Raw genomic sequence first — 13282 nt, 5'->3', positions numbered from 1 at the left:
CAAAGCCGCTTGAACGGTGTCCTGAGGCACCCTATGAGAAAGCGATCCCAACTTCAAACCGGAGACGACCATGTCCTTCCTGTCTGCGACACTCGCGCGTGTGAAACCCTCGCCGACCATCGCGGTAAGCACCAAGGCGCGGGAACTCAAGGCCGCGGGCAAGGACGTCATCGGTCTTGGCGCGGGCGAGCCCGATTTCGACACGCCGCAGAACATCAAGGACGCGGCCAAGGCCGCCATCGACCGGGGCGAGACGAAATACACCGCCGTCGACGGCCTGCCCGAGCTGAAAAAGGCGATCTGCGCCAAGTTCAAACGCGACAACGGCCTGGATTACGAGCCCTCTCAGGTCAGCGTCGGCGCGGGCGGCAAGCAAATCCTCTACAACGCCCTGATGGCGACGCTGAACCCCGGCGACGAGGTGATCATCCCCGCGCCCTACTGGGTCAGCTACCCCGACATGGTGCTGCTTGCGGGCGGCGAGCCGGTCTTCGTCGAGGGCCGGATGGAAGACGGCTTCCGGATCACGCCCGAGGCGCTGGAAGCCGCGATCACGCCCAAGACCAAGTGGTTCATCTTCAACTCGCCCTCGAACCCGACCGGCGCGGGCTACACGCGCGCGCAGCTGAAGGCGCTGACCGACGTGCTGATGATGCATCCGCATGTGCACATCATGTCGGACGACATGTATGAAAAGCTGACCTATGGCGATTTCGAGTTCTGCACCCCCGCCGAAGTCGAGCCCGGGCTTTACGACCGCACGCTGACCTGCAACGGCGTGTCCAAGGCCTATGCGATGACCGGCTGGCGGATCGGCTATGCCGCGGGCCCCGCCCCCCTGATCAAGGCGATGGGCAAGATCCAGTCGCAATCGACCTCGAACCCGTCCTCGATCGCGCAATGGGCGGCGCTTGAGGCGCTGAACGGGCCGCAGGATTTCATCGCCGAAAACAACGCGGTGTTCCAGCGTCGCCGGGACATGGTGGTCGAGATGCTGAACCAGGCCGAGGGCATCGACTGCCCGGTGCCGGAAGGGGCGTTCTACGTCTACCCCTCGATTGCGGGCTGCATCGGCAAGACCACGCCCGCCGGTGTGAAGATCGAGAATGACGAGGTCTTCGCGACCGCGCTTCTGGAGGAAAAGGGCGTGGCCGTGGTCTTCGGCGCGGCCTTCGGTCTGTCGCCCAACTTCCGCGTCAGCTACGCGACCTCGGATGAGGCGCTGAAAGAGGCCTGCACCCGGATCCAGGACTTCTGCGCCAGCCTGAGCTGAACAGTCGCCCGCTGCCCCTTCCGGGGCGGCGGGCCTTTTTCTCAGCGTGCGGGCACCCAGTCCCGCGACCAGAACCGGGTCATCATCAGCACACCGGCCAGCGCCAGCCCCGAGGCGAGCCCCAGCCAGATGCCGATGCCGCCCCAGCCCAGCCCGAACCCGAGCCCGTAGCTGACCGGCATCCCCACCAGCCAGTAGCTGATCCCCGCCATCACCATCGGGACCCGCGTATCCTGTACCCCGCGCAGAAGGCCAAGAGCCATCACCTGCGCCGCATCGACCAGCTGGAACAGCGCGGCCGCCGCCAGAAGCCCGGTGCCGACGGCCATGACCGCCGCCCGGTCGGGCGAGGCCGGGTCGAGGAAGAACCCCACCAGCACCTCGGGCCAGGCGAGGAAGGCCACCACGGAGACCGCGACCGCGACGGCCGACACCCCGAAGGCCGCCACCGCGCCGCGGTAAAGCCCGGTCCGGTCCCCCCGCCCCAGCGCCGCGCCCGCCCGGATCGTCGCCGCGTTCGACAGCCCCAGATGAACCATGAAGATCGCCGAGGAGATCTGCACGGCAATCCCGTGCGCCGCCAGCGCGACCTCGCCGATCCAGCCCATCATCACAGACGAGGCGACGAAGAGCCCGACCTCGGCAAGGCTCGTCAGCCCGATGGGCCAGCCCAGCCGGAAGACGCGCCAGAACGCCTCCCAGTCGGGGCGCCAGATCCGGCGGAACAGCTCGTGTTCCGGCGTGGCCAAGAGCGCGTAAAGCACCACCGCCGCCATCGACAGGACGTTCACGATCAGAGAGGACAGTGCCGCGCCTTGCAGACCCAGCTCGGGCAGGCCGAAATGGCCGAAGATCAGCAGGTAGTTCCCGACCGCGTTGACCGCGACCGCCCCCAGCGTGATCCACAGCACGACGCGGGCGCGTTCCAGAGCCGAGAGATAGCTTTTCAGCACCATCACCACCAGCGCGGGCAAAAGACCCGGCCCGGCGATGGCCAGATAGTCCTGCGCCATCGCCGACAGATCGGCGGTCTGGCCCAGCGCGAGGAAAAGCCGTTCCGAGACGAAGAAGACCGGCAGGCTCAGCAGCCCGACGCCAAGGCAGATCCACAGCGCCATCCGGGTCACGCGCCGCACCTGGGTTTCGTCGCCCGCCGCCGCGGCGGTGGCGATCATCGGCATCACCGCCCAGGCAAAGCCCGAGATCACGATGAACAGCACGAAGAACAACGAGGTTGCCAGCACCTCGGCCGCCAGCGCGCCCACGTCGTACCAGCCCAGCATGACCGCATCGGTCAGCGAGATGCCGAATTGCGCGAGGTGGCTGCCGACAAGCGGCAGCCCAAGCACGAGGGTCGCGCGCAGATGCGCGGACAGGGGAAGGGGCGAAACGGAGGCCATCCCCGGGGCATATCGCCGCCCCGCGCGCCCGGCAAGAGGCCCCGCCGGAGCGACCGGTTTCAGCCCTCCGGGCGCGGCTTTCGGGCAACCATCTCGACCAGCGCCGAGCGGCCGGAATGGCCCCGCCCTTCGGCAAGATCGGTGTCGTAATCGCGCAGCAGCAGGATCTCGAACCCGGCGAAGCGGTCGCGCAGGAGCGGCTCGGTATACATCTGCGCCGGATCGCCGGGCCCGCCGGTGCCATAGCCCACCTGCCGCGGTGCATAGCCCTGCAGCAAGACCAGCCCGCCCGGCCTCAGCGTCTGGCGCATCCCCGCGAAGAGCCGGTCCTGGGCTGCGCGGTCGCCGAACTGGATGAAGACGCCCAGAACCGCATCGAAGGCGCCCGGTGCCCAGTCCCAGCGGTCGATATCGGCCTCACGCAGGTCGAGCGTCACGCCGCGCGCCTCGGCCAGCCGCCGCGCCTTGGCCAGCGCATTGGGCGCGGCCTCGACCGCAGTCACCTTGTGCCCCTGCCCGGCCAGCCAGACCGCGTTCCGCCCCTCGCCCTCGGCGACCGACAGCACCTCGGCGCCGGGTGGCAGGCGGGAGGCCTCGTGCCTCAGCAGGGTCGAGGGCTCGGTCCCGAACAGATAGTCCTCTCCGGCGTATCGGTCGTTCCACATCGGCAGGTCCCCCTGCCCGCCGATATGGCGCGCCGGGCGGGGCGGGCAAGGCGGGCGGGCAGGATCAGTCCTCGCGCCCCTTGCGCAGGTCGGGATGCAGCGAAGTGCCGAGGATATGCTCGGCCTTGTGGATCACATGTTCGGCCCGGCCGACGATCAGCGGGTCGGGGGCATGGGCGACCCTGGGGTTCTTGCCCGGATAGTCGAGCCCGTGCAGGAAATGGCGCATGCAGTTCAGCCGGGCGCGCTTCTTGTCGTTCGACTTGATGATCGTCCAGGGGGCGTCGGCGGTGTCGGTATAGAAGAACATCGCCTCCTTGGCCTCGGTATAGTCGTCCCACTTGTCGAGGCTGGCCTTGTCGATGGGCGACAGTTTCCAGCGCTTCAGCGGATCGGTCTCGCGCGACTTGAAGCGTCGCCGCTGTTCTTCCTGGGTCACCGAGAACCAGTATTTGAACAGCCGCACCCCCGAGCGCACCAGCATGCGTTCAAGTTCGGGGGTCTGGCGCATGAATTCGAGATAGTCGTTCGGGGTGCAGAACCCCATCACCCGCTCGACCCCCGCCCGGTTGTACCAGGAGCGGTCGTAGAACACCATTTCGCCCGCGGTCGGCAACTCGCGCACATAGCGCTGAAAGAACCACTGGCCCTTTTCTTCCTCGGTCGGCTTGTTCAGCGCCACGACCCGGGCGGTCCGCGGGTTGAGATGTTCCATGAACCGCTTGATCGTGCCGCCCTTGCCGGCAGCGTCGCGGCCCTCGAACAGGATCACGAATTTCTGGCCGGTCTCCTGCGCCCAGAGCTGGACCTTCAGCAGTTCGGCCTGCAGCTTGGCCTTCTGCGCCTCGTAGCTGCGGCGCGACATCTTCGTGCGATAGGGATATTCGCCGGATTCGAAGGCATGCGCGATATTGGCCGCCGTGGCCACCGGCGGCGCGGCCTTCGGAGTGGATTTGCGCGGGACCGACGCCGGGGCGGCAGGCTCTGCGACGGTCGGCAGGGGCGCCTGACCCGTCTCGTTCTCCTCCGTCTTGGGCAACGCCGCAGATGTCTGCGCCGCCGGCGGGGTGAGCTGATCCATGCACGACTCCTTCCCGGGGAACTGGAATAAGCCTAACCCGAAACGGTGGGCTCCGGTTTGAGAAAGTCAAAAAACGGTTACAAAACCCTGACCCCGCACGATAAATGGCCCGAAATCGAGGAAGGTGCTTTGTTTCGAGCCGGTTTGTCGCGTGAGACTTGCTGTCTTTCGGGGCAGCACGGCAAGGAGAGGCCACCCTTTCCCCCGCCCCCCAAACCTGCGATGATGCTGTCGCACATCCACAAGATAGAGCGAAGAATGCCTGACGATCTGCTCTCCGGCGCCAGCCGGGACACCTATGATGCCTCCTCGATCGAGGTGCTGGAGGGGCTTGAGCCCGTCCGCAAGCGCCCCGGCATGTATATCGGCGGCACGGACGAGCGGGCGTTGCACCATCTGGTGGCCGAGGTGCTGGACAATGCCATGGACGAGGCGGTCGCGGGCCATGCCACCCGGATCGAGGTCGAGCTGCATGTCGATCATTCGGTGACGATCCGCGACAACGGCCGCGGCATCCCGGTCGATCCGCATCCGAAATTCCCCGGCAAGTCGGCGCTCGAGGTGATCCTCTGCACGCTGCATGCGGGCGGCAAGTTCTCGGGCAAGGCCTACGAGACCTCGGGCGGGCTGCATGGCGTGGGTGTGTCGGTCGTCAACGCGCTGTCGGATCGGCTTCGGGTCGAGGTGGCGCGCAACCGCGAACTGTTCGCGCAGGATTTCTCGCGCGGGGTGCCGCTTGGCCCGGTCGAGAAGCTGGGCGCCACCGCGAACCGGCGCGGCACCACCGTGACCTTCCATGCCGACGAACAGATCTTCGGCCATCACCGGTTCCGCCCGGCGCGGATGCTGAAGATGGTCCGATCCAAGGCCTATCTCTTTTCGGGCGTCGAGATCCGCTGGAAGTCGGCCATTCCAGACGGCGACACGCCGATGGAGGCGGTGTTTCACTTCCCCGGCGGGCTGTCGGACTACCTGACCGAGACGCTGGAAGGCGCCTCGACCTATGCCGACCGCCCGTTCTCCGGCAAGGTCGGCTTTCAGGAAAAGTTCGGCCAGCCCGGCTCGGTCGAATGGGCGGTCAACTGGACGCCCTCGCGCGACGGTTTCATCCAGTCCTATTGCAACACCATCCCCACGCCCGAGGGCGGCACCCATGAGGCCGGCTTCTGGTCGGCGATCCTGAAGGGGCTGCGGGCCTATGGCGAACTGGCCAACAACCGCAAGGCCGCCCAGATCACCCGCGACGACCTGATGACGGGCGGCTGCGCGATCGTGTCGACCTTCATCCGCGAGCCCGAATTCGTCGGCCAGACCAAGGATCGCCTTGCCACCACCGAGGCCCAGCGCATGGTCGAGGGTGCGGTGCGCGACCATTTCGACAACTGGCTGGCCTCGGACACCAAGGCCGCGGGGGCGATCCTCGATTTCCTCGTGCTGCGGGCCGAGGAACGGCTGCGCCGCCGGGCCGAGAAGGAAACCCAGCGCAAATCGGCCACCAAGCGGCTGCGCCTGCCCGGAAAGCTGGTCGACTGTTCGGCCACCAGCCGCGACGGCACCGAGTTGTTCATCGTCGAGGGCGACTCGGCGGGCGGGTCGGCCAAGATGGCGCGCGACCGCAAGACCCAGGCGCTGCTGCCCTTGCGCGGCAAGATCCTGAACGTGCTGGGGGCGGCCTCGTCCAAGCTGGGCTCCAACGCCGAGATCAACGACCTGACCCAGGCACTGGGGACCGGGCTGGGGACGCGCTTCAACATCGACGATCTGCGCTATGACAAGGTCATCATCATGACCGATGCCGATGTCGACGGCGCCCATATCGCCTCGCTGCTGATGACCTTCTTCTTCACCCAGATGCGCCCGCTGATCGACCAGGGGCACCTGTACCTCGCCTGCCCGCCGCTGTTCCGCCTGACCCAGGGGCCGAAACGGATCTACGCGCTGGACGAGGCCGAGAAAGAGATGTGGCTGGCCAAGGGGTTGGGCGGCAAGGGCAAGATCGACGTCAGCCGGTTCAAGGGCCTGGGCGAGATGGATGCCAAGGACCTGAAGGAAACCACCATGGACCCGGCCTCGCGCAAGCTGATCCGGGTCTCGATCGACGAGGACGAACCGGGCGAGACCGCCGATCTGGTCGAACGGCTGATGGGAAAGAAACCCGAGCTGCGCTTTCAGTATATCCAGGAAAATGCCCGTTTCGTCGACGAGGTCGATGTCTAGCCCGGGCGGGCCGGAATACACGCGGTTTTAACCGCACGGTGGTCATCTGGCGGCGATATCGTCAAAGGACAGAAACCGCCCATGTCGATCCATACCAGACCCATCCCAAGTCGCGCCCGGGTTGGGGCGAAACCGCCGCGCGGAAGCGTATCGGCGGCGCTTGCGGCACTCGACCGCGCACCGTCCGACCCGGCCGCGCTGCGCGCCTTCGTCGCGACGCTGGCCAAGGCGGACATGGAACGCGCCCGGTCCGCCCGGTTCGAGGCCGCGCTGGCCCGGGCTCTGGCCGAGCCCTCGGTCTGCAATCTGACCATCCAGAGCTTCGCTTCGGCCTATCTGGCCGGGCGTTTCATGGCGGCCGCAGACAAGGCCGACGGAAAAGTCGACGTGCCGCCGGGTCTTCTGAACCTGACCATCGCCCATCTCTATCACCGGCTCAACGTCAGCCTCGCGCTGGAACCCTTCCTGATCGCGTTCCGCCGCGACCTGCTTGAGGCCGCGCGGGACGGCCGTGCGGTGTCGGCCCAACAGATCGCGCTGGCCGAGGCGCTGGCGCGGCACAGCTTCACCTGCGAATACATCTGGCTCGAGGCCGAGGCCGAAACCAAGGCGCTTGAAACGGTCCAGCGCCAGGTCGAGACTGCCATTGCCCAAGGCGCGGACGTTCCGGCGCTGCCGCTTTTCGTGCTGGGCGCCTACCGGCCGCTCGACCGCATCCCCGCGCTGCGCGCCTGGGTCGCGCTGCAGGCGGCGCAGGGGCTCGAGAGGCTCGACCCGACGCTGCGGCTGCTGGTCTTCGACCGGCTGCAGGAAGAGGCCCTGATCCCCCGGATCGAGACGTTGACCGCGATCGAGGATGCCACCTCGGCCGCCGTCCAGGCGCAATACGAGGAAAATCCCTATCCGCGCTGGCGCCACCTGGGCCGCCGCACACCGGTCGATTTCAAGACCTATCTGAGCAGAGAGCTTGCGCTCGCTCCCGCCCTGACCGCCTCTGCCCCCGCGCAGGCCCGGGTGCTGGTGGCGGGCTGCGGGACCGGCCAGCATCCCATCTCGCTGGCCCTGAGCCTGACTGGCGCGACGGTGCTGGCCATCGACCTCAGCCGGGCAAGCCTGGCCTATGCCTCGCGCGAGGCGCGGGTTCGCGGCGTCGAGAATCTGGGCTTTGCCCATGCCGACATCCTCAAGCTCGACGGGCTCGAAGACGCCTTCGACCTGATCGAGGCGATGGGCGTGCTGCACCACATGCGCGACCCCGAGGCCGGCCTTGCGGTTCTGGTCAAGGCGCTCCGTCCTGGCGGGTTCCTGCGCCTGGGTCTTTACAGCCGCCTCGCCCGCCGGGCCGTGATCGCGATGCGCAGCCGCATCGCCACGGTCGGCTATCGTCCCGATCTTGAAGGCATGCGGGCCTTCCGGCGAGATTTCTTCCTCGACCGGCTTTATGCCGAAGCGCCCGAGCTTTGCAGCTTTCGCGACTTTTACGCGACTTCGGAACTGCGCGACCTGATCTTTCACGTGCAGGAACGCGATTACACCACCTCTGAACTGGCCGAGATGCTGGATCGGAACGGCCTGGAATTCCTGGGCTTTTCCGGGCTCGACGCGGATATCATGCAGCGCTATCGCGCCGAGACGCCCGACGATCCCACCGGCACCGATCTCGCGGCCTGGGGCCGGTTCGAGGACCGCCACCCCGAGACCTTTCGGGGCATGTACCGGCTTTCGTGCCGCAAGGCTGCGCCCTCTGCCGTCAGCCCGGCCTAGGCGGGCCCAGGCGGGCCGTGTGCCCGGCTGCGGCAAACGCGGGACAGAAAAGCTTGTCCTGCGGAAGGAAAGGCGTCGCCCCGGGTCCAACGGGGCGACACGCGCGCGCCTTGTCCGGCGTGCCTCGGAAAGGAGGCGAACCGGACAAGGCCGGTCTGCCCGGACCCAGCCCGGCAGTGCGGTCTGGCCCCCCGGCCGCACCCGCCGGACGCACCCGTCGCCGGGGTGCGTCGCCCCTCCGGGGGTCTGTCCCCTCGGCCGGGCCCAAAGGGGTGTGGTCCCGACACAGAATGGCGCAGGCCGCCCTCGCGGTCATTCCAGACTGGCGAACCGGCCGCATAAAGGGCACCGCTCTCAGGACGAAGGCGCCCCTGTGAGACGCCCGGCGCGGCCGTTCCCTTGCGGCGGCACCTCTGCCGCATCGAACAGATCGAGCTGCTGCCCGGTCTCGCCCGCTGGCGGCTCGAAACCCGAAAGCGTCACACCCAGCAGCCGGACCGGACGGCGGAACGGATGGAGGTCCTCCAGCAGGCTCTCGGCCACCGCCAGAATCTCTTCGGCCCCGGCCAGCGGCCGCGGCAGGGTGCGGCGCCGGGTGAGCTGCTCGAAATCGGTGAAACGGACCTTCACGGTCACCGTCCGACCGGACAGCCGCTTTTCGGCGGCGGGCCGCGCAACCTTCCCAGCCAGACGGCGCAGCACCTCGACCGCCGCCCCGAACTCGCGCAGATCCTCCGACAGCGTCGTCTCGGCACCGATCGACTTGCGCCGCCGGTCGGGCCGCACCGGGCGCGTGTCGATCCCCCGCGAGATGGCGTGATAATGCACGGCCGAAGACCCGAAATGGGCCTGCAGGAACGCGAAGCTCCGGGCCCGAAGATCGGCGCCGGTGCGGATGCCGAGACGGTGCATCTTCTGTTCGGTCACCGGACCCACGCCGTGAAACCGCCCGACCGGCAACGCCGCCACGAAGGCCTGGGCGCGGTGGGGCGGGATGACGGTCAGCCCGTCGGGCTTGTTCTGGTCCGAGGCGAGCTTGGCGAGGAACTTGTTGTAGCTGACCCCGGCCGAGGCGGTCAGCCCGGTCGCCGCGCGGATCTCGGCCCGGATCTCCTCGGCGATCCCGGTGGCGGGGCGCCCGGCGGCACAGGCCCCGGTCACGTCGAGATAGGCCTCGTCCAGCGACAGCGGCTCGACCAGATCGGTATGGGCGGCGAAGATGGCGTGGATCTGGGCCGAGACCGCCTTGTAGACCTCGAAGCGGGGCGGCACGAAAATCAGCTCGGGGCATTTCCGCAGAGCCGTGACCGAGGGCATGGCCGACCGCACACCGAAGGCCCGTGCCTCGTAGCTGGCCGCCGCCACCACCCCCCGCGCCCGGCCATGCCCGACCGCGACCGGGCGGCCGCGCAGCTCGGGCCGGTCGCGCTGTTCGACCGAGGCAAAGAAGGCGTCCATGTCGACATGGATGATGCGCCGCTGGTCCGCTGCCGCCGCTGGGGCGCCCCCGGGATCGGTCTCGGGATCGGTCCCGGTTGCCGGATCGTCGCCATGGCCGACCTCCATCGCCCCGCTCTCCCGGATTGCGCGCCAGTTCTGCGTCTTGCGGGTCAGACCCCCGCCGGATCGCGGCCAAGCATACCGCCTCGGTCCTCCGGGCTCAACGCGACCCGGGTCCGGGTCTCGCGCTGCCGCGCGCCCGATCATTGACGAAACATCACTTTGGCGCGAAGAGTCCCGCATGGCGCGAAGTACATTCGAGCTCGAATGCCTTCTGCATGCACCGCACGAGGTGCAGGAAACCCAGGCGCGCCGCCCCGGCATCGCCCGCTTCGCCATCGAGCGGGTGACCGGGACCGATGCGCGCAAGGCTGTCTTTGTCGGCCGCCAAGACGGCCACCCGGCCGAACTGCCCCTGCTGCGCGGCCCGAAGGGACCCGAGCGCACCCGCGCGTTCCACCGCGACCTGCAGCGTCTGGCGCTTCATATGGGACATGACCCGGTCCGGGTGCCGCCGCGGGTCGCGGCCTGGCCCGGCGAGGGGCTTCCGGTGCAGCGCCTGACCGAGGGCCGTCCGATGAGCCAGGCGCTGGCCGGGCCCGAGCGCGACGAGATGATCGGGCGCGCCGGTGGCTGGCTGGCCCATCTGGTCTCGACCGAACGACGGCGGCTTTCCCTTGGCGGACGTTACTGGCCGCGGCGGCGCGGCGCGGAACTGGCCGCCAAGCGGGCCCAGCCGACCGACCGGCGTCTGGCGGACGAGTTGTCGAACCGGCTCGAGGCGCTTCTGACGACCGTCGCGGGCCGGCCGATCACCCAGGCCCGCTGGAGCGGCGGCTTTCGGCCGCGCAACCTGCTTCTGCGCGACGGCGCGGTCTATGGGCTGGCATCGGGCGACCCGGGCCGGATGCAGCTGGTTCGCGACACCGCGCGGTTTCTGGTGGCGCTGCGCATCGGTCACCCGCGCGCCGAGACCGGAGATATCCGCTTTGGTATCCATGGCGCCGATCTCGATGCGTTGCTGGCGCCGATCGCGGCGATTCCGGCGGGCGAACGGGCGCGGCACCTGCCCTTCTTCATCGGGGTCGAACTGGCCGGGGCCTTCGCGCTCTGTCCGCCGGACTTGCCAGAAACCGCAGCGCTCTGCGACGCCATCGGGCATTTCCTCGGCGGAATCGGTCCCCCGACCCTTTGAGCCAGCCCCTTCAGACCAGCCGTCCGGCCTCCAGATGCAGGGTCCGGTCCATCCGCGCGGCCAGATCGAGGTTATGGGTCGCGATCAGCGCGGCCAGTCCGGTCTCGCGCACCAGCTCCATCAGCGCCCCGAAGACGGTATCGGAAGTGCCGGGATCGAGATTGCCGGTGGGCTCGTCGGCCAGCAGCAGCCGCGGACGGTTGGCCAGCGCCCGGCAGAAGGCCACGCGCTGTTGTTCGCCCCCCGACAGCGCGGCCGGGCGGTGCCCGGCACGGGGCGCGATGCCGACCCGGGTCAGAAGGTCCATCGCCCGCGCCTCGGCCGCCGCGCGGGGCGTACCCGCCGCCATCTGCGGCAGCAGGATGTTCTCCAGCGCGGTGAATTCCGGCAGCAGGTGGTGAAACTGATAGACGAAGCCGATATCGGCCCGGCGTGCGGCGGTGCGGCGGCGGTCGCTTTGCCCGGTCATGTCGGCCCCCGCGATCCGCACCGCGCCGCTGTCGGGCGTGTCGAGCAGCCCCGCGATATGCAGAAGCGTCGACTTGCCCGCCCCCGAGGGCGCGACCAGGGCCACGACCTCGCCCGGCGCCACCGACAGCGAGGCGCCCCGCAGCACCGAGACCTCGCCGGGAAGGCCGCGATTATAGCATTTCTCGACCGCATCGAGGCTCAGGACAGGATCACTCATACCGCAGGGCCTCGACCGGGTTCATCCGGGCCGCGCGGCGGGCCGGGAAGATCGTGATGACGAAGGACAGGCCCAGCGACAGCAGGACCGCCGACAGCACGTCCTGCAGTTCCAGCTTGGCGGGCAGGTTGTAGATGCCCCGGATCGACGGGTCCCAGACGCCCCCGCCCGACACGTAGTTCACCAAGGAGAAGATCGGGTCGATATAGATCGCGAAAAGACAGCCGAGGATCACCCCGAACAGCGTCCCCGCCAGTCCGACCGACGCACCGCAGATGAAGAATACCCTGAGGATCGAGCCCTCGGACAGCCCCATGGTCCGCAGGATGCCGATGTCGCGGCCCTTGTTCTTGACCAGCATGATCAGCCCCGAGACGATGTTCATGGTCGCGATCAGCACGAGGATCGAGAGGATGATGAACATCACGTTGTCCTCGACATCGAGCGCACGCAGGAAGGACCCCGAGGCATCGCGCCAGCTCCAGATCAGCGCCCGGTCGCCCGCCGCGCGCAAAAGCGCCGAGGTCAGGTCGTCGACATGTTCGGGGTCCTCGACCATCACCTCGAACTCGTCGGCGACGCTCTCGCGGTTGAAGTAGCTCTGGGCCTCGGCGAAGGGCATGTAGACCCGGGTGCGGTCGATGTCGTAGCGCCCGGCGGTGAAGATGTAGGTGACCTCGTAGGCGTTGACCCGGGGCGAGGTGCCGAAGGGCGTCTTGACCCCGTCGGGCGAAATCAGCCGGACCCGGTCGCCGATGCCGACCCCCAGCTCGCGCGCGACACCAGAACCGATGGCGATGCCCTCGCCGAAGCGGTCGAGCGTGCCCGCATGCGCCTCGGGATGGGCGATGCGCGGGATCGTGGCCAGATCGGCGGGCGCGATGCCGAAGACCTCGACGCCCGCTGTGCCGCCGGGCGCGGCCGCCATCACCTGCCCCTTGATCAGCGGGGCCACCCGGGTCACGCCGGGCACCGTCCGCAGCCTTTCGGCGATGGGTTCGTAATCGGGGATGGTGCGGGTCCGCACGCCGGCGGCGTTCACCTCGCTTGCGGCATAGACCGTGACATGGGCATTGGCGCCGAGGATGGTGTCGACGAATTCCTCGCGAAAGCCCGAGCGCACGGCGAGCGTCGCGATAAGCGCAAACACGGCAAGCGTGATGCCCAGCAGGCTGATCCAGGTCATGGTGCTGACCCCGCCCTCGGCCTTGCGGGCGCGCAGATAGCGCCAGGCGATCATCCATTCGAAGCGGGCGAAGGGGGCGGCGGTCATGGGCTCTCCGGTCGGCGTTCCGGGCGCAAAGAGCAGGATTTGCGGATCGGGGTCAAGGCCGCGCCGGAACGCCCGCGCGTTCGTGAAGGCTTGACGGGCGCGGGCCATGGCGGGCCCTCTCGGGCCAGGGACGCTCTTGTCCCTGTCGCAGAAAAGGCCCGCCTGCCGATGACGACGGCCCTCTCCGACGCGCCGCGCGTGATCCCGAGGATCGCGCCCTATCATT

General features: G+C 68.4%; 10 protein-coding genes. 4 read left to right on the top strand and 6 right to left on the bottom strand.

Annotated elements, in window-relative coordinates:
• Positions 1-70 precede the first annotated feature (70 nt).
• Positions 71-1273: a pyridoxal phosphate-dependent aminotransferase gene (locus DSD19_RS01400; RefSeq protein ID WP_113668281.1), complete on the top strand. Its 1203-nt coding sequence runs from the start codon at positions 71-73 to the stop codon at positions 1271-1273.
• 41 nt (positions 1274-1314) lie between these two features.
• Here the strand turns inward: DSD19_RS01400 and DSD19_RS01395 are convergent, their stop codons facing one another.
• From DSD19_RS01395 to ppk2, 3 genes are all read right to left on the bottom strand, one after another.
• A complete protein-coding gene (locus DSD19_RS01395) occupies positions 1315-2673 on the bottom strand; it encodes an MATE family efflux transporter (RefSeq protein WP_113668280.1) in 1359 nt (452 codons plus the stop codon).
• A 59-nt stretch (positions 2674-2732) separates the two neighbouring features.
• Positions 2733-3338, bottom strand: a complete 606-nt coding sequence (locus tag DSD19_RS01390; RefSeq protein ID WP_113668279.1) for a cyclopropane-fatty-acyl-phospholipid synthase family protein — start codon at positions 3336-3338, stop codon at positions 2733-2735.
• 64 nt (positions 3339-3402) lie between these two features.
• Positions 3403-4419: a polyphosphate kinase 2 gene (gene ppk2 / locus DSD19_RS01385; RefSeq protein WP_113668278.1), complete on the bottom strand. Its 1017-nt coding sequence runs from the start codon at positions 4417-4419 to the stop codon at positions 3403-3405.
• Positions 4420-4677: 258 nt separating this feature from the next.
• Here ppk2 and parE point away from each other — a divergent pair, with 258 nt between their 5' ends.
• A complete protein-coding gene (parE, locus tag DSD19_RS01380; protein ID WP_075786154.1) occupies positions 4678-6636 on the top strand; it encodes a DNA topoisomerase IV subunit B in 1959 nt (652 codons plus the stop codon).
• Between the two features lie 81 nt (positions 6637-6717).
• A complete protein-coding gene (locus DSD19_RS01375) occupies positions 6718-8400 on the top strand; it encodes a class I SAM-dependent methyltransferase (protein WP_113668277.1) in 1683 nt (560 codons plus the stop codon).
• 354 nt (positions 8401-8754) lie between these two features.
• On the opposite strand, the gene dinB is transcribed toward DSD19_RS01375, so the two are convergent.
• Positions 8755-9966 (bottom strand): DNA polymerase IV, encoded by a 1212-nt coding sequence (gene dinB / locus DSD19_RS01370; RefSeq protein WP_113668276.1) that lies wholly within the window; start codon positions 9964-9966, stop codon positions 8755-8757.
• Positions 9967-10141: 175 nt separating this feature from the next.
• Here dinB and DSD19_RS01365 point away from each other — a divergent pair, with 175 nt between their 5' ends.
• Entirely contained in the window at positions 10142-11095 is a 954-nt protein-coding gene (locus DSD19_RS01365) for a hypothetical protein (RefSeq protein WP_113668275.1), read from the top strand.
• Between the two features lie 10 nt (positions 11096-11105).
• On the opposite strand, the gene DSD19_RS01360 is transcribed toward DSD19_RS01365, so the two are convergent.
• On the bottom strand, positions 11106-11783 hold the full coding sequence (locus DSD19_RS01360; protein WP_113668274.1) for an ABC transporter ATP-binding protein: 678 nt from the start codon (positions 11781-11783) through the stop codon (positions 11106-11108).
• Positions 11776-13056, bottom strand: coding sequence for a lipoprotein-releasing ABC transporter permease subunit (locus DSD19_RS01355; protein WP_075786159.1), 1281 nt, complete (start codon positions 13054-13056; stop codon positions 11776-11778). Before DSD19_RS01355 ends, DSD19_RS01360 begins: the two co-directional genes overlap by 8 nt.
• Between the last annotated feature and the right edge of the window lie 226 nt (positions 13057-13282).

This window comes from Rhodovulum sp. BSW8 (assembly GCF_003314725.1).
GTDB classification, from domain to species: domain Bacteria; phylum Pseudomonadota; class Alphaproteobacteria; order Rhodobacterales; family Rhodobacteraceae; genus Rhodovulum; species Rhodovulum visakhapatnamense.
This window is presented reverse-complemented; position numbering and strand designations above follow the sequence as displayed.

Excerpts from the sequence above, each read along its gene's own strand:
- DSD19_RS01400 (WP_113668281.1), top strand. The coding sequence starts at position 71 with ATGTCCTTCCTGTCTGCGACACTCGCGCGTGTGAAACCCTCGCCGACC.
- DSD19_RS01395 (WP_113668280.1), bottom strand. The coding sequence starts at position 2,673 with ATGGCCTCCGTTTCGCCCCTTCCCCTGTCCGCGCATCTGCGCGCGACC.
- DSD19_RS01390 (WP_113668279.1), bottom strand. The coding sequence starts at position 3,338 with ATGTGGAACGACCGATACGCCGGAGAGGACTATCTGTTCGGGACCGAG.
- ppk2 (WP_113668278.1), bottom strand. The coding sequence starts at position 4,419 with ATGGATCAGCTCACCCCGCCGGCGGCGCAGACATCTGCGGCGTTGCCC.
- parE (WP_075786154.1), top strand. The coding sequence starts at position 4,678 with ATGCCTGACGATCTGCTCTCCGGCGCCAGCCGGGACACCTATGATGCC.
- DSD19_RS01375 (WP_113668277.1), top strand. The coding sequence starts at position 6,718 with ATGTCGATCCATACCAGACCCATCCCAAGTCGCGCCCGGGTTGGGGCG.
- dinB (WP_113668276.1), bottom strand. The coding sequence starts at position 9,966 with ATGGAGGTCGGCCATGGCGACGATCCGGCAACCGGGACCGATCCCGAG.
- DSD19_RS01365 (WP_113668275.1), top strand. The coding sequence starts at position 10,142 with ATGGCGCGAAGTACATTCGAGCTCGAATGCCTTCTGCATGCACCGCAC.
- DSD19_RS01360 (WP_113668274.1), bottom strand. The coding sequence starts at position 11,783 with ATGAGTGATCCTGTCCTGAGCCTCGATGCGGTCGAGAAATGCTATAAT.
- DSD19_RS01355 (WP_075786159.1), bottom strand. The coding sequence starts at position 13,056 with ATGACCGCCGCCCCCTTCGCCCGCTTCGAATGGATGATCGCCTGGCGC.